Source organism: Lewinella sp. 4G2 (assembly GCF_001625015.1).
GTDB lineage: Bacteria > Bacteroidota > Bacteroidia > Chitinophagales > Saprospiraceae > Neolewinella.
Genome location: NZ_LVWJ02000014.1, coordinates 2,159,070 through 2,176,406, shown reverse-complemented (window position 1 = coordinate 2,176,406; position 17,337 = coordinate 2,159,070). Strand labels below are relative to the sequence as shown.

The following is a 17,337-nucleotide window of genomic DNA, read 5'->3' as shown; positions in this document are numbered from 1 at the left end:
ATTTAGGTCATTGGTTCCCATTACATTTTTCCGTCCAAACTCTTCCCCGTCTCGATATGCGCAAAATTTGGTATCCGTTCTGCAAGGGCACCAACGATGTCTGCTTTCGTTACGGTGGGGCGGTCCATTAAATCCTGGATCTCTTTAATCAACGGACTAAGTTCTTCCCGATCCCTGCGGGCGGCGTTTTTCACGAAACCGAGTTCGGCGAAACGTTGGAGGTCCACCTCTTCGCCGGGGGTATAAAATTCTTCAAAGCTTTTTTCACCACTCGTCGTGGCGGGGTGGAATAATACGGGGTATTCCGTACTGCTTGCCCCCATGCTTTGCACCCGCGACAGCGCCTCTTCCTCCGTCTCACAGTAAAGTGGCGTGAAACCCTGGACACGCAAAAAGTCTTCGCCAATGCCGCTAAAAGTGATCATCTGTTCCTCGCCCAATTTGGGGAAGAACACCTGCCCCGTTTCGCCGAGAATACATGCGATAAGACATAATTGGCCGGACTCATCCGGGCTCACGAAATAACGCTTGACGTTGGTCGGCGCACTAAGCGGCTGACGTTTGTTGAGTCGCTCCAGGAAGCCGGCGGGGAGGCTGCCATTGCTGAATGCGACGTTAGCGAAACGGGCGGTAGTAACGGGGAAATCGCGACCGTAAGCCAAAATAACTTCCTCCATTAATTTCTTACTCGCGCCCATCACGTTAACGGGATTGGCCGCTTTGTCCGTACTCACGCTGAAGTAGCGCTCGGGCTTATATTCTAATAAAAGATCAAGTAGATCCTTCGCTTTGAAGACATTATTATTCAACATCGCTTCGATGCTGAAGCGGTCTTTTTCGCTCCGTACGTGTTTGTGCGCCGCGAAATTTGCGACAATATCAAAGCCGCCATGGTGGCGGAACATTTTTTCAAATACCGGCGCGCCGAAGTCCATTGGATACGTCAAATAATCAGCTGGCACGTTAAATTTACCGGCGGAACGGAGGTCTCGGGTCAGTTCCGTCAGTCCATTTTCATTGGTATCTACCACTACTAATTTGGCGGGGTGAAATTGCAGCGCAGCCCGGATGAATGAACTTCCTATAGTGCCGGCGCCACCAATGACGAGCAGTCGCTTGCCATCAATGCGCGCCGCCATGGCGTCGTGGTTCTCGGCCAGGTCACGGGTAAATAGACTTTCGTCCCGCCCGGTGACGTATTGGTTAATAAATGCGTGTAAATCGAAGGAGGCCATAGGCTTAGCTAGCGTAAAAATTTTTGATGGTGGCCACAACGGTAGCCAAATCCGTCTCGGTTAGGTTGCTGGAGCTCGGTATACTGATGGCTTCCGCGTGGAGCTTACTACTCTCATCACTGACGTGATAATACCGGTAACCATTGTACATCGGGAGTTGATTCATAGGCGTCCAAAACGGCCGGCTTTGCACACCGTTTGCGTTTAGGTAAGTAAGCAATTCTCGCATCCGACTGGTCCGGAAAGTGAATAACCAGCAATTGGCGTCCACCCCATCCGTAATTTTTTGAAAACGAATGTCCCCTACCCCAGCGAGTTCACTCCGGTAATATTCGTCAATAAATTTCTTGGTCTCAATTATGCCAGATAATTGTTCCATTTGCGCGACACCCACGGCAGCCAGGATATTTACCAGGCGGTAATTATACCCCACTTCATCGTGGAAATAGTCGAGCGGATCCGTTTTGGCCGTGGTGGTCAGGTGCTTAGCGCGGGCGGCTAAATCAGCATCATTTGTAAAGATCATTCCTCCGCCGCCAGTGGTGATGATTTTATTTCCATTAAAACTACTCGTTCCGAACAACCCAAAAGTTCCGGCGTGTTTACCGCGGAAAGTCGAACCAAGCGCTTCCGTGCTGTCTTCAATTATCGGGGCGCTGACGCGGGTGCAAAGTTCGGATAGGCGGGCCATGTCACACATATTCCCCAGTACGTGGACGGGCATGACGGCCTTGATCGTTTTTCCATCAGCTTTGTGGATAAGACCCTGGTCGGTGAGTTCGCATTCCTCCTCAAAGAAGCGTTCTAGGACGTCAAGATCCAACTGCCAGGTAGCGGGATTTGTATCCAGCAGAATGGCCTCCGCCCCCGTGTAACTGATGCTGTTCAGCGTCGCTACGAAAGTGATGTTGGGGGCGATGACCAAGTCACCAGGTCCGACTCCGGCAATAATTTGCGCTACGTGAAGGGCTGCCGTACCATTCATACACGCGATGGCGTGGCCGGCCCCGGTGAAGCCCCGCACCTCGTCCTCAAACTGATTGACGAACTTTCCGGCGGAGGAGACCCACCCAGTATCGAGGCACTGCTTGACGTAGGCCCATTCGTTGCCGGCTAGGTTGGGGATGGAGAGTGGGATCATGGGGAAGGGGTGGAGTTGCCGTAAAGGTAGTTCAGGAGGTGGGAAGAGCGCACTTTTTGGCGAGCTGATAAAAGCAAACGATGTAATGTCTATCTAATTCACTGGCCCGCCCTTCGTAAGCCCTAGGTATCGCAGTAGTATTTAACTTTAGTGCGTAGATCGACTTTTATAGTGCCGACATTGCTCATCAGTTTGGTATCTTTTCAAAGAAATTGGTAAATGAAATTGCATTGCTCTCTACCATATCATATGAAATCCCGCGGCGATCTTCCTCCACTGTACGCTCATTTCAAGCGACAAGTGTAAGAAAATTAGATCATATCAAATCTAACTACTCATCCCGTAGAAAAGCCACTACGGAGCATAATCAAAGAACAACCGCAGCCTATCCGGGGATACAAAACTGCTATTTAAGCCACTGATCGCGATAATGCTTTCCCCTTCAAACACCTGGTTAAGGTCCAAGCTACGGCCGCCGGTGATTGAGGCCTCTCGGCCGGTAGTACGACCTACTGCGGTTAGGTTGGCGGCATTGGGGCTGGGTTTAATTACTTTTCTTTTGGCATCCAAATCCAGGTAAACGAGCCCGGAAAAGGGTTTTGATAGCCTGAGCGATTGCCCCTCCCAAAATCGTACTTCCTCAGTGATTTTCAGGGCATACCGGCCTCCGCGTGCGTGGCATTTAAGGCGCAGCGTCCCACCTCGCGGTACGGGGATTCGCAGTGTTTTTGCCTGCTTGTTATTGGTGGAAATTTTCTCGCTGCGTACCAATTCGCCAGAATCCGTAAAGAAGTCCAAAGCGATGAACAAGTCTGATTTTCCTAATCCCGTCGTAGTGATTTGGGTGTTAATAAAGCCATCACTATCAATATCCTGCAGGCCAAATTCACTACCACCACGGAGGGACAGCATCGGTTCACCAAGTCGTTCATCGGGAAATTTCGCTTTGCCTACGGTAGCCATTTTGGGCGCTGCCGCGGGTGCTGTGCCTGGATCAAGAGTTGCAAATAGGTTCCGCACTGCACGGTCGTCAAGCTGAGGGCTGAGACCTGGACCCTTTGGAATACTGATCGCATGCGTTTTACGCAGCATATTTCGGAAGTGGCGCGCCAGGTGTTCGGTATTGACCATCATCCGATCATCAATGCTACTAGCGTAAGCCAGCAAGCTTTCAATACCGGCAACATCGGCTGAGCCGGAAATGCCGAGTGCGCGGTCGAGATAGATCACGTAGGCCATTACGTCGGCGATTCGTTTTTGGATTGCGGGATCGTTGCGGGTAAGTGCGTCAGCCTCATTAATGAGCTGGACGCTAAGTTGCAAATCCTGTTTACCGTTAAAACCGTACCATACGACATCGTATAGTTCACGCATTTTGGCGGCGGCGGGCCCGAAAGCTAGGCGGAAATACTCCTCCTTTACTGCATTAAGATCGGCGTTGGGCTCGGCCAATAGTTTAGCCGTCAGGTAGTGCCGGTAACCCATGGCCCCGCCGGAGTAGACCGATTGTTCACGATAAAGTTGGTAGCCATATTTTGCCCCGGTCTGAAGTAGATCCACTGGGGTAGCTGGGGCTGGAAACTGAACCCGAACTTCCTTCGCTTTCGGCACTCCGGAATAGGTACGTAGCCCCAAGTAGTCCAAGCTGGACCGCCCCCATTGTTGTAGCAGATTTTCCGTTGATCCGGTGTATTGGAACCAGCCAGTAACGACCGTTACCGCTACGTTCGGCTCCAGCGGGAAGGAAGGTAAATCACTGTGGTGGGTATAGGCTAGCAGGCTAGCATTAGCCTCAGGATGAACCGAACTGAGATGTTTGGCCACTTCATTTGCTGCAAAGAACACCTGATCGCTGACGGAGCTACCTTTTCGATAAGGCCGTTCGGTGAAGCCCCCCCGATCGGTAGGCTCTACGGAGATAAAGTAAGGCGGTGGTACGTCTGCTGCGATCAGCTTGCGCAGGTTCTTTTCCGCATCCGATTTCATCAATTGAATGACACCCGGATGGGTGTAATCCAATTTCATTTTCTTGTTGTACTTGATCCGCTGGCCATTGACAATGGGCCTCCATTCAGGATTCGATTCAATCTGATCACGGTAGCGCTTGTTGAAAGTAACTCCGTAGTGTCCGAGTTGCACGTTGGTGATGGAGTAAACTCCATTCTGTTGCAGCCACTCACCATAGGCTGGCAGGCCGTTTATGCTACGGCTACTAAAGATTTTGGCGTAGGGAAAGGCATTGCTACCGGTGAGGTTGATAGCATTTAAGTCTTGGCTACTAAGCTTGGGAACAATTGACCAACCCGGCGCAGGATGAAGATATTTGAAACCTAATTCGCGGAGTAATCCGTAAGCGGCATCTGCCAGGAGTGATTCATTGCGGGCTTTCACAACTATACTATTGCCTCCCCGAGAACTTACCTGGTAAGCTACGTTGGGTGGCAAGGAGGCATCAACGGCTAAAACCAGGCCCTTCCCAGCAACGCGCAGCTCATCCGACCGAACAACTTCAACCTCCAGCCCGGCGGAGGTCAGCGCTTCACTAAGAATACTAATAGCTTGACCGTTACTTGCCATGGAACTAGCCGGAGCTGTTTCTATCACTTGTTTGGCACAGCTCCCGAAGCCTGAAATCAGAAGGACCAAAAATAGGTAGCAACGCATGTCTGTTGGTTAGTGCCACATTGATAGGGAAATGGCTGTTTCCATCCTCTCAATCAGTATCGCAGTACGGATTGGGTTGGTTCGGTCTGTCTTTGCACTTGTTTTGAACGGCCAGGAAACCATTGGTCGTAAATCGTGCTCAGCTTATTATCTGCCGGATTTCGTCAGTATCGAGTCGAATAATTCAATGAGTTCGCCATTGATGGTTTCAATAGAAAATTGATCCTCCATCAGCTTGCGGCCGGCCCGGCCCATGGCCAACAAATCTTCCGGATTTGCCAGTATGATGCGCTCCATAGCATTGGCCAAGGCTTCGGCATCTTTGACTGGCACCAATAGCCCATTTTCTCCGTGATCCACTACTTCCCGGCACCCAACGTTGTCAGTGGTTATTATGGGTGTTGCCATGCTAGCTGCCTCCATCAACGTCCTCGGGACGCCTTCCCGGTAATACGAAGGAAGAACGACGCAGGTCGTTTTTTCGATGAAACTGGCAACATCGTCGGTCGAACCCAGGTAGTTGATTATTCCTTCGACTTCCCATTGGTCAAGGTCCTCAAGACTTACGCTCGTAGGGTCTTGCGGATTGACGAAGCCCAAAATATTGAACGCTACGTCCGGATACTTTGCTTTGAGTGTTCGAGCAGCAGCCACGAATTCTCCTACCCCCTTCGGCCAAAGTAGCCTTCCGATTAAAACAAAGGACCTTTGCCCAGTAGGTAGTGGTGATTTTCTAACAAAATTTGCCGTATCGATTCCTTCCCCCCTTAAGACCTTCGTAATACTACCGTTAGGTACGATTTTATTGGTTACAAAGATATCCCGGTCGTCACCATTCAAAAAAAGAACTCTTTCAGGTTTACGAAAAGCGTATTTGTAGAGGCTTTTAGCCACCTGAGACCTGACGCTTCGTTCATTAAAAATCTGCCCAAGCCCCGTAGTAATGGCTATACTCGGGATACCCAAACGAGCAGCGGCGAGGGTTCCGTAGATGTTGGGTTTAATCGTGTAATGGACGACTATATCCGGCAAAATTCGCCGGTAGATCTGTCGAAAAGCTCTCAAAGTAGTGAGATCAGCCAGCGGATTACTACCCTTGTTATCAATCTTAATTGGGTGAAAAGTAAAGCCGGTTTCTTCCAACCGCTGGCCAAATTCATCGGCTGGAGCGACGATGTGCACCTCATAATCGTGCTCACGCAGGAGCTTGAATAGCGGCATGCGAAAATTGTACATGCTCCAGGATGTATTACCTACTAGAACGATTCGTCTACTCACCAATAATCAATTTTGCGTCTCTCCGTCCAAATCCCTCAAAATAGTTATTCGATAATGCATCAAGTTGGCACGGTGTGGCTAACGGCAAACGCTTTACTCATTTGTCCCTTCCAACTCAATTGCTCATCCGCGTGGCGGTACAGGGCAACCTGCCAATTGGGTTGTTGGTGGAGGTCTTCTAACCAGCTCACCAAATCTCCGACGGGTACTGGGGAATCGTCGTTGGGGATGTAGCGGACGAAGGTAAGCTCTTTCGGAAATGAGCGGTCTTCCGCAGACAGGAGTTGGGGTACGCCAAAGGCGCAGTACTCACGAGTCTTCAGGGAACTATCCGTGAATAGTTCTACGCGGTAGCGGGCGATGGTGCCAATCCCGAGATCCATGGTTTGGATGATGTCGTACAAGTCCTTCCCTACCCTGGGGCTAAGGAAAGTGGTCTTTTCGGTAAGGCCAAATTCATTGGCCAGGACTTTGAGTTCTTCGAACACATCCCCCTGGGAGATAATGGTCAGGTGGACGTCGCGTTGGTCTTCCGTTTTGTGGTCGAGGTATTCCTTCATCCCGCGGATTACCCGATCGTACCCGTGGAAACGTTCCAGGTTGGCGGCCAATCCGATCATGCGGAGTGGTCCGGTTTGCTTGCCCATCTCCCTGGGACCCGCGGCAGCGCCCTCATCAATAATACTACGAGCGAGCGCATTTTCCAGCAAGATGGGCGTATGACCAAAAATGGATTTCGCGGGATAAAAAGAAATGACTTCATCGTAGTATTGACCCGCTTTGTTGGCGTAGTAGCTATCCAGGAAGTGGTACGCCCTACCCTTCAGCCCGTTGAACTCGCGGGTGTAGGGATACGTAGGCACCTCGCAGTAAACGAAGGGATTGTGCTCAATCGCTGCGACCATTTTGAGGAAGCGCAGGTAGGCCGGCGTGGGGACGTGGTAGCGTAAATAAACATGGCTGAAGCGTGCCAAATTGCCTATTAATTTTGCGACGTGGTCGTAGTAGCCCCACTGCCTAAATAGCGGCCGTTGTTTGGGTAGAGTGAATTGTTTTTCCTCCCCGTCGCCGTTGGTCAACAGCAGGCCGTCGCCATGGAGGTATAACAACTGGGCCTCGTAGCCGAGCGCACGCAGGGCTTGCAGTTGCCCGAACACCTTTTTTCGGATACCGGCGTTTGGCATGGTATCCAGCAAAACGGGCGTAAGGTAGAGTACGCGTTTAAGACTGGCCATGCGGGAATTCTTGTTGAAAGCGCGCCCAATCGTCGCCCAGATAATGCTCCATAAGCCACTCTCGATCGGCTACAGAAAGACTTGCGGGGCCGTCTCCTCCTCCGCTATATATGAGCTTTTTCAGACCAAGACCGATTAGCCATTTGCGGAATTTTAGCAAGCCCAACTTGCGGCTGAGCTGGTTGAGTTTGGAGACTAAAGAAGCTACGCCGTAGCTCCGGGGCACGCTGGCTTCGTTGACTCTCCCACGTAATTCATCCGGTACCGGTTTAAATTCTATCCCCGCGATGGTGCAAATCTGGCGGGCGTAGTCATCCAGATCTTTCATGGACGTTAGGTGAAGGAAGTGAATCCTTTCGGCACCAAATGCTTGTTGCCAGGCGGTCGTGTGTTCGTAGTACCGGGAGGCGTCCTCCAAATTTTGCTCTTCTACGGCTTTCCGGAAACCAACGTGGGCGGGAATGAAGCCATAGCGCTGCTCATGAAGGTAACTGGAGAAAGTGCGCTTCGCCGGGTCGCGAACGGACACCACGATGGAGCTTTTCGGCGCATATTCCTTGATACGTTGGCGGGCTTCCGCGCTGGCAAAATAGGTGGGGGCTACCTCAACCCGTGTATGGTCGGGCTCGGCATTTGTGTAAAATTTTACATACCAGGGCAGGCCGTTATCGTAGAACTTGTCGAAAAACATGGTTTCCTTCAAATCTTCCGGCAGCGCGACGCCGCCGTGCCAGCGTAGGTAGGCGTCTACCCAGCTGGTCCCTGCTTTTTGGGGGCCTACGAAGAAGATCATGTGGGATTGGTGTTAATTCGCGCCCGATTTGACTGCTGCCTTTTTTCGGCTTCATAATAGCGGGCGGCTACTACCCCTAAAACAATTACAAAGAGGGGGAATCCAGGGATCTTGTAACGACACAAGGCACCAAATGTAGGAGAAAAAGCACCAGTAATGGTAAGAAATATGAACGCGAAGGTGAAACAGAATAGTAGTACTGGATCCCGAAAAATCTGTACGAAGAAATTGATCACCGCAGTACGTAATAAAAGCAGGGTGGTGACAATTAGCGTAGGGAAAGATTCGAAGAAAAGAATCAATGGACCGACGCCATTGACCTCCCACGGGTACGGCCTAAACAGAGAGACGTTGAAAGCGGAGAAGAGGAAGTAAAAGAAGCCCGCCGGAGTAAGACTAATCACCGGCAAGGCGTAACCTGACCCAGTTTCATCTCCACGGTTACCCGAGATTAAGTATTCCAAACGGAGGGCTATTGAAGCCGGATTGTATCGGTCCAACCCAAGATTCAGGAACCCGACAACTCCTCCAATCAATAAAAGTAGACCTAATACAATGATAGCCGTCTTTGCGAACTTCTTCATGATGCCAGCCCTTAGCGGTACATCGAGCGCCGCGAACCAGTAAACACCGAAAGCCAGAAGAAAGGCAAAGAGAATATAAGCTTTGATCAAACCCAGGATAACCATTCCAAACAGCAACATTGACCATCCGACTATTGAACTACCGAACCGATGGATCTGAAAGCTATAGTAACAGGCGAGCCCCAATCCAAGAATGCAAAACGGATCCTTGAAAAGATTAGTACTGTAAAAAACGACCGTTGGTAAAAACAGGCAGGCGATCGCCATTATTTTCCCATACTGCGGATAGACTTGATAGAAAGTCTTGTAGAGTAACCAGGAGCCAATGAACGCCAGGAACGTGCAGAGAAAACTAATTCCCAGGTAACTCCCTGCAGTTATTGCATACAGGAAAAATCCGATCCTGATGATGATGGACGTACGTAGATTTTCCCAGAAATAGTGACCCGTTAATTGCTGGGCTGCTACTGAATAGTCATCGTAACTGGTTAGAATAATTTCCAGCGTCGTAGTGGGGTCTACGAAAAAGTGCTCTACCATCCTACCCGCGAATAACACGTAAGTCTTCGTATCCACTCCCCACGAGGGGACGATGTAGTCCGTGATGAGAATCCGGGTTATACTGGCCAGCAGCCGAGCGGCTAATGCAATCCAGAAAAACTGGACGAATTTTGCACCGAGTGCCTTCCTGTCGCGCTGAACAATCAGTGCTCCCAATAAGATGATCACCAGTAGGACCAGTGGAGCTACCAAAATATCAATGGGCTGTAAGAGCTTATTTCCCACCTACTTAAAGAGATTTGCCCATTGTGTATTAGCAAAATGATCCTGTAGCTCTGAGTAATTCGCAATGCGGGAGGCAATCGAGCCCCGCTGCTGCTTCTTGGTAGGCGGAGCAATCTGAAGGGGCGTCACCCCAAGGAAACGTTGTATTCTTGTCAGTGCTGCCACGGGCTCCTGTACCAGATCTTCGTAAGTGATGTGGTAAACCTCTCGGTCGGCAAAAGCCTCTCTAAACTTATTCTCCCAGACCTGAGTCCGCTCAAAATCTTCTTGGCAGGCTTCTGGATCAACAGTAATTAGCGGCGCTATCACCCGTGGCGTATCCTTTTTCGTTGACCATGCCTGTGTTTGCTCCACCACGGACCTGGAAAGGTGAACCGCCAGTTTATTCTCCCTGGTCAAGTGAATGTACTTGCAGTTCTTCATTCCGTGCAAAAGAGAGAACACAAATTCAGGGCTACCATCTAGTGGATGATAGTAGAAAATCTTAAAGCCAGCGGCCTTCACATTACTGGGCTTATTGGAGAAATAGTTCAGAAGTACTTGTTCCTCCCTACGGCCTAGCAGACGATTAAGGATCTCGCCATCCATCTCTACTTCTGGATGCAGTCTCAGCGAGTAATCAATTAGCGTAGACCCAGTGCGGGACCGACTAACCACCACGAAAGGTTGATAGTGTTCTTTACCACCCCGCTTGAGGCCAGCCCGTATGGCTAAATCCATTACCGTGTACCGCAACTGTTTGAGCGCACGTAGCCGCCTAACTAGAGTCAGAGGCAATTCGACACCAAGGACCTTCATCTAGCTCGTTTTCATTGCATTCCGGACAGCTCTGGCGACCACCAGACAGGTCACAGATATGATTAGCCCAATTATTGCTCCAATGGCACCAAATAAGACGGGACTAGTTCGATCCCTTCCTAACGGAAAGATGGGTAGATCAATGATTTGAAAGGAAGGGGTGATGTTGTTGAGTGTATACCGTGCAAGTTCCAGGTTTTTAATAATCTCCAAGTATTGAGCGGTGTTGATCTGCAATTGGCGCTCAAGCTGCTTTAAACCCACTTCACTTCGGCGCAGGACCAAGTCATTGCCGCGGTCCCTACTGGATGCCAGGGTAGCTTCAGTTTGCATCACCAAGGTTTGAATGCTATCTGTTCGTTCCTGGAGACGGTCGACAATTCCCTGTTGTTTAGCAATCGAGTTTTCGACGTAAAAATCATCCAGCACGCTGTAAACAATTTCGGCCATTCTGGCTGAAAGCTCCTGACTCGGAGTTCTAACCTCAATTTGGTGGATCCCAGTGAATTCATCAAAAACAAAGAGAATCATAGGTTCACCGTCGGCGACGCTGGTAAGCAAGGCCGCGAGGCTTTTAAGTACAATATTGGACTGCAGGTCATCTTCTTCGATCAAAACTTCCGAAAATCCTTGAAAGGTAGACAGCTGTGGATTATCCTTCCAACTGGTATTCCTAAGGTCGTACAGATTAATGAGGTGATTAGCAATAAAATCTTCTTTCCCGTCTATGCTTACTTGTGTAAAGAGTAACCTCTTAACGATGATTCTCGATTTAGCGATCTTTTGTAGGCGCGCCAAGTTCAAACCGGACGAAGATTGAGTGCCCCCCAAACCTAGCTGAGCCAAAACTCCACCACCAGCAAATCCCTCGGATTCAGCACCAGCTACAGAGAAAGTAAGTTGAGCAATGTAGGGAGATGGTGTAGTTACCGCGATGTAAACCATTACACTCGCAATACCCACTACGAATAAGAGAACCACGTACCATTTTCGTAGAAGGTATCCACCAATGGCTGCCACCTCATGGACGAGGTCTCGAAAGGTAATAATTCCATCCGAAGCTTGGTTATTTTCCATAGATTGGGATTACAATTTAAATAGTTACTAGTTTCACCTAGCCTTACAAAGGCTGCTGCTTATAAAGGCATGCAAGGTTCAGTAAAAAGCGTTTTGCTTTCGGTTTCTGTGTATGCATCAAAGTAAATGGGTACTAGGTCTGGGTTAGCCAAAGCATCCAAAATTCGCAATAATATAAGATTCTGACAACTAGGCCCGAATCGGTGAAAGTACGAAATAGCAACTTCTATGGTCAGTCTTTGGTGTTTTGATTAAAGGCCCTGTAGGTCTTGTAAGCTAATATCTTGCTTCATAAACAATTGTCGGTGGGATTGGATCCTTTCTTTGGTCCAGTTCCACCATTTAATAGTTAACAGTCGATCAATTATATCCTCGTCAAATCGGTACCCAATTACTCGCGCGGGAGAACCAGCGACAATTGCATAGTCCGGCACATCTTTTGAGACAACGCTGTTAGCTGCAACGATGGCACCATTTCCAATGGTGACACCACTGAGAATAACGCACTGGGTTCCAACCCAAACGTCATTCTTAATTTCAACTGCACCTTTGGATTGTATAAAGTTGTCTACCCCGTTAGCATCATTGAATACGTGCCTACTTATGAAGAATGTCGTGAGTCCCTTATAAGCATGGTTGTACTCTTGGATAGATACGTTGCGAGCGATCGAGCAGAACTGTCCAATATTCACCGGAAAAACACTTGCAGATATATCTGTATTGGGACCATTAATGATAGTGTAGCGTCCAATATTTACTGGAGATTTTGCAAGTATCCTAACACCGTGGATAATCTTGACATTCTCACCTAGGGATACCTGACCACTGAATTTGCTATTCGTGAGAAGAGCCGCCTTCGAGACATCAGCTTTTCCCTGGAGGGAGATTTGATTGATTTTCTCAAACTGGAACTTCAAATAGCCAAAAATAGATTTTCTCCTACGCATGAGCTTGCTTTACCAGGTCTAACAGAACTTGACTTGGAGAGATAGAGTGTGAGTTATGAGTAACTGTAGGGGTATCTAATATCTCATCCAAAAGTTCATTTAACGAATTGCCTGTATCTAATACGAGAGCTTGCTTTTGCTTTACCAGATCCGAATAGACTTTAGCTCCTCTATCGTGAAGTAAAATCGTCTTAACCCCTAAAATGGAGGCTTCGATCGCCGTCCCTGAATAATTTGTAAGATGAACTGAGGAGGAGGAAAGCGACAAAGGAAGCGGGCTGCTGAGAGCGGATTCCAGCTCTACCTTATCCCACACTCCTTTTGCGGTCAGATGCTTTTCAATTTCCTGTATTTGAGCCGCATCTTGCCGTGGATGCAATCGTACCACCCACATTAAATCGTCTCGCGATCGTATGCAATCTATTAACTCGTCGAAGAACAATTGTATCGTGGTTAATGGCTGAATGGTGTAAAGAACCTTACTTACTCCTGAATTTTTAGTCCGTGCCGCCACATCTCCACGTAAATCACGCCAATACTCGACCCATGGATTCCCGCCGATTACGACAGCATGAGCAGTTTCCCTGGTCCAGTCAGATAAATTTTGGCTGCTATTCTTGTCCCAGGTCCAAAAGATATCCGGGAAGACATTGAATCCTTTTGAAGGAACATTATACCACGCAGAATACGTAGCATTGCGCAAGGGGCCATGCTGCATGTCTACCGTAAGAATTCCCTGACGTTTTGCAGCATAGACAGCAGCCAGGCCGTCATTACCGTAGAAGTACAGGCAAACTAAAACTTTAGGCTTCAGATCTTTAAATAATTTACCGTACTGCTGACTACGCAAATGAATATTGAAACTGGATAAAACGTACTTTTTCAGCGTCGAACTACTGAGTTCTAGCTGTTCCTGAAGCTTCTCAAAAACTACCTCAACGTCTGGGAGCAATAGAAAATCCTTCCACCAGTCCTCTGCCATTCGTTTCCTTCCCACTTTTAGTCCCAGTTGGGCAAAAACATGCAAAGACATGGTTCCGAAAAGTTGATCAAACGCACCCTTGTTGCATCGCATTGCTTCTTTGTACCCGTACTGCAAATACGTCGTGTGAAGTTGCTGTGTTAACTCTTCTTCTAGTAGTGGCTCGAAGAAGCGATTGTAGGGTCTGTTCTCCATCGCTACCTCGTGGGAGTAACTACCAAGGAAGGCAACGTCAGTGGCTGCAAGGTTCCTTTTGGTAACCAGATATTCTTGTAGCCCCCAAGTAAGCATCCGAAGCTTTTCCATCGGGGGTCTGTCGACGACTTGTTCCGATGAAGCCAGCCCCCTTCGGGCGATTTCGTGTCCGATTTTGATCCTGAGAATGGGCCAAATATGCAGACCGTGAAGCTCCCAACTGGATACCCTATAGTTTTTTTCCAGTCGTTGAAACATGGCGATTGCCTCAAACCTCAACGTTGAAGATTGCTTGTCCAGCCCTGTACTCATCCGAACTTATGGTTAAGACTTTTCCGATTAAAAACAAGGAACATGGTCATTGCCCCCAGAAGGATAATGCTTATCCAAAATTTATATAGTATTTCTAGCTCAACTGCGAAACTAACTATGATCGAAGTTAAAACAATGACCCCTAACCAAAAAAGGGGGTAGAAGTTAGCTCGATGTACTTCTTTAATTTTAGGGATGAAATGGCCGGCAAATCCCATGTACATGAAAGCGACAAAAGTAGTGTATGCTGCGACTTCAAACCCATATATTGGAATTAAAATCAGGTTGAGTATGACATTCAACCCTCCCGCAATGAAGCTTACCCGCCACAACAGTTGTGTCTTTTCCAGAAAGTACAGTTTATTTAACGCTCCCGTGTACATAGGGCGATAGTTATATGCCATCACTATGACGATTGCTAGTGGGTAAGCTTCTTTCAATTCTTCGTTCTTGATCAATATCTCGAATATCTCCCGGGACCAGAGCGCGAATATGAAAGTACCACTAAGCACAGCTATTTGCAGGGCAACAATCAAGTTCCGAGCAATTTCATCCTTGCCTTCCTTGTAGGCTTTCAGCATCATTGGAGCTACGGCTTTATTCGCCCCCGTCGTGAGTGCCCGGAAATAGCCACCAAACTTCGCCGCCAGATTATATATGCCCAGATTGGAAGTACTGACTTGTAGTCGGTCCATTACGATACGGTCAGAACTATCCAGCAGATAAGCAGCGTAAGTGTGTGGGATAGTCGGTAAAGACACATTAAGTGCCCTTCGTATGGTTCTCCTTTTAAAGTTGAAGATGGGTCGATATCCCAGTTTGACGTTGATGACATACCAATAAGAAGCATTCATCAAAACAGTAACGATGAAATTCGTCCAGGCCCAACCCAGGTACCCCATTTTCAGGTGAGATATGGTGTATACGCTTAAGCCTACGGTCAACAACCCAAATAACGTCGTACGCACCACAATAGGGACAGGACGCTGATTAAGTTGGTAGTAGTACGTCCCCAAAAGCGAAGTGGGTCCGAAGAGAACGTTTGGCGCAAGCAGGAGAAATATCAGTAATAGGGTATGTTCCTGAGCTTCCACCGGCATTACGAAGTAGAGTAAGCAGCCGACGATCAGGCCGTAAGGCAATGCCCAAAGTAACAACATACCATAGATCTGCCGCCAAAGCCACTTGTACTGCCGGGGCATCTTGAAGAATGCATTTGACAATACAACACCCATCCCCAAAATTGCTAGTGCCTGTAATGCCCCGGTGTAAGCCATCAACACACCCCACACTCCATAATCAACTGTTGTTAAGTCTTTGGTTATGACTGGCAGCGCCAGAATCCCCGCAATGCTAGCCACCTGAGGAGCAATAGCGTAGATTAAAGAATGTGAAAAGAGCTTTTTTAGCATCGAGGACTGAGAAGACATAGATCAAGCCTGGCTTGACATCTTCCAAAAAAGCGGCTTAGCAAACTGCTGCCTTGGTTGTAAACTACAAACGCTCCATGCGGAACATAATTATAGACAAATACGTGTTGGAGAATAGACCCACTCCTCGAGCCTGTACAGCTTTAGGCATGGGATGCCAATATAAGCTCTAGTTCATTCGATACTAATTCGTTGCCGGAAGGATTTGGGTGATACCCATCATCAAAAATGGTAAAATCGTACCTGGTTGAATCCAAAGGATAGATCAAAGAAACAAAATTGAATTTACGGCTCAAGCCTTCGTAAACCTCGTTGTATGCCTTCACACTTTTGACTATACCAGGATTTAGTTTGACCATATTCTCGTCGGGATGGGGAATTCCAATTATAATGACTTTCTCAACATTTATAGCCTCACACCTTGACAAGTAGGTAGTCCAGTTGTGCTCAAATTTACCAATGGAAACGTAAGCTTTTTTTGGGCTCTTACTTCTGATCCTCTTCATCAACTTGATGTAAGGCTTCCTAAGGCTTCCTGGCATGTGTTTCACGACCTTATTCTCTATTGAATAGAACAACCTTGGTGCGCAATCGACAATCCCTAGGTTTGTAATGACTATATTCGGTTGATAGTATTCCAGACAATCAGATCCACGTGGAGTTTTGGAGTTGTCTCCACCTCCTCCTGATTGCACCAGAACATTAGTCGTGGTGGAGCGTCTAAAAACGGTTATGAAGTCCCAAGCGGGAAACCTAGTCTTAACTTTTTTAATCCAGGTATCTTCGTAACCATTACCGTGGCCTGGCAAAGCCAGTGAATCGCCGATAGCAATTACCTTTTTCTTTGCGCCCATTAATTAATCGTAATTATGTCACTGATCGTTGGATAGCTCAGTTCTGATCTATGATGATGCAGGCTGTTTTGAATGTACTTTAATTGCTGTGTAGACAGGTTCGTCTTGTATCGCCTTCTTATTCCTGAATTGGTGTTAATATCCGAATTAGGCTTCCAATTATGACTGCTGAAGGTGGGCTTAGTCAGTACTTCATTCCACTCGATACCGACTAAATCTACCAGCTGCCTCATAGTGGATGACGTATCTTCCACTAGGTCTTCGTACCGAATGGCCTTGTACATTTCAGGATATGCTCGGCTTCTTTGTTTTACCACGTCATAGGAGTAGGCCCAGGAAACAACTGCCTGAGCAAGCGTCAAACCAGGATCGTTCCTCAAAGCGGACTCGATTTGAAAGACCGGGTCACGAATCAGTTCAAACACGACCATACTGTCAACGTTTTGCATCAAAAATCGAACACTATCCTCACCCGGGTATTTCTCGATTCTGTGCGCCCTTTGTATAGCAAAAGTCGATTTCTCATCGGCTCCTTTTTGACTGATCCAGGCTTTTTGTATAGACTCGTAGTACCCGTAAACAATCTTATTGAGAGACGAATGGTCCCTTAAAACCTCAAAAAATGAAGTAGCAAATAGCTCAAAATCAAAGTCAAAAGGATAGTGATCCTTTGTCCTGGAAAAAGACAGCCCACTAATTGCCCCCCGGATGATGTCCTGAAATCTAAATACAGGATTGCTGGAGATCAAACTTAGAAGTTGGTAACTACTCTGACAATTCTTCAGCTTATCCAAATATTCAGGATCTTTCTCGAGTACACCAACGATCCCAGTCTCAATTGGCATTGCAAAAATCTGGGGATGAGAGTCAAACAATCGTAGTAAGAGTGAGGTACCGCTTCTCCATAGTCCTGTGATGAAAATATTATTCATAGCATTATCTTCTAAGCTTTCGGCCATTTCGTGATGCCCCATTTGCAGTACAACCAAAAGGTCTTTTTACTATCAGGCTTGCCCTTCAAGCTAT

At 47.9% G+C, this 17,337-nt stretch carries 14 protein-coding genes; all 14 read right to left on the bottom strand.

Annotated features, from left to right (window positions below; all coding sequences use genetic code 11):
- Positions 1 to 20: 20 nt before the first annotated feature.
- A complete protein-coding gene (locus A3850_RS09280) occupies positions 21 to 1,235 on the bottom strand; it encodes a polysaccharide biosynthesis protein (RefSeq protein ID WP_068215868.1) in 1,215 nt (404 codons plus the stop codon).
- 4 nt (positions 1,236 to 1,239) lie between these two features.
- Positions 1,240 to 2,376: a LegC family aminotransferase gene (locus tag A3850_RS09275; RefSeq protein ID WP_068215866.1), complete on the bottom strand. Its 1,137-nt coding sequence runs from the start codon at positions 2,374 to 2,376 to the stop codon at positions 1,240 to 1,242.
- Positions 2,377 to 2,730: 354 nt separating this feature from the next.
- Complete coding sequence (locus A3850_RS09270) at positions 2,731 to 5,040, bottom strand: DUF4838 domain-containing protein (RefSeq protein WP_068215864.1); 2,310 nt, start codon at positions 5,038 to 5,040, stop codon at positions 2,731 to 2,733.
- A gap of 147 nt (positions 5,041 to 5,187) precedes the next feature.
- Complete coding sequence (locus A3850_RS09265; RefSeq protein ID WP_255360093.1) at positions 5,188 to 6,318, bottom strand: glycosyltransferase family 4 protein; 1,131 nt, start codon at positions 6,316 to 6,318, stop codon at positions 5,188 to 5,190.
- Positions 6,319 to 6,377: 59 nt separating this feature from the next.
- Positions 6,378 to 7,553, bottom strand: a complete 1,176-nt coding sequence (locus A3850_RS09260) for a hypothetical protein (protein WP_068215860.1) — start codon at positions 7,551 to 7,553, stop codon at positions 6,378 to 6,380.
- On the bottom strand, positions 7,540 to 8,346 hold the full coding sequence (locus A3850_RS09255; RefSeq protein ID WP_068215858.1) for a sulfotransferase: 807 nt from the start codon (positions 8,344 to 8,346) through the stop codon (positions 7,540 to 7,542). The genes A3850_RS09260 and A3850_RS09255 overlap by 14 nt, the downstream gene beginning before the upstream one ends.
- On the bottom strand, positions 8,343 to 9,716 hold the full coding sequence (locus A3850_RS09250) for a hypothetical protein (RefSeq protein ID WP_068215856.1): 1,374 nt from the start codon (positions 9,714 to 9,716) through the stop codon (positions 8,343 to 8,345). Before A3850_RS09250 ends, A3850_RS09255 begins: the two co-directional genes overlap by 4 nt.
- Positions 9,717 to 10,436 carry a Stf0 family sulfotransferase gene (locus A3850_RS09245; RefSeq protein WP_369916965.1) on the bottom strand — a complete coding sequence of 240 codons (720 nt, stop codon included), beginning with the start codon at positions 10,434 to 10,436 and terminating at the stop codon, positions 9,717 to 9,719. It lies immediately after the preceding gene.
- 78 nt (positions 10,437 to 10,514) lie between these two features.
- The gene (locus A3850_RS09240; RefSeq protein ID WP_068215852.1) at positions 10,515 to 11,591 is read right to left on the bottom strand and encodes a hypothetical protein; all 1,077 of its coding nucleotides are present in this window, start codon (positions 11,589 to 11,591) and stop codon (positions 10,515 to 10,517) included.
- A 251-nt stretch (positions 11,592 to 11,842) separates the two neighbouring features.
- Positions 11,843 to 12,508 (bottom strand): CatB-related O-acetyltransferase, encoded by a 666-nt coding sequence (locus tag A3850_RS20510; RefSeq protein WP_304440660.1) that lies wholly within the window; start codon positions 12,506 to 12,508, stop codon positions 11,843 to 11,845.
- A gap of 22 nt (positions 12,509 to 12,530) precedes the next feature.
- Entirely contained in the window at positions 12,531 to 14,027 is a 1,497-nt protein-coding gene (locus A3850_RS09230) for a hypothetical protein (RefSeq protein ID WP_068215850.1), read from the bottom strand.
- Positions 14,024 to 15,457, bottom strand: a complete 1,434-nt coding sequence (locus A3850_RS09225; protein WP_197494022.1) for a lipopolysaccharide biosynthesis protein — start codon at positions 15,455 to 15,457, stop codon at positions 14,024 to 14,026. The genes A3850_RS09230 and A3850_RS09225 overlap by 4 nt, the downstream gene beginning before the upstream one ends.
- Before the next feature lie 143 nt (positions 15,458 to 15,600).
- Positions 15,601 to 16,311 carry an SGNH/GDSL hydrolase family protein gene (locus A3850_RS09220; protein WP_068215848.1) on the bottom strand — a complete coding sequence of 237 codons (711 nt, stop codon included), beginning with the start codon at positions 16,309 to 16,311 and terminating at the stop codon, positions 15,601 to 15,603.
- Positions 16,311 to 17,300, bottom strand: a complete 990-nt coding sequence (locus A3850_RS09215) for a sulfotransferase (RefSeq protein ID WP_068215847.1) — start codon at positions 17,298 to 17,300, stop codon at positions 16,311 to 16,313. Before A3850_RS09215 ends, A3850_RS09220 begins: the two co-directional genes overlap by 1 nt.
- Positions 17,301 to 17,337: the final 37 nt, after the last annotated feature.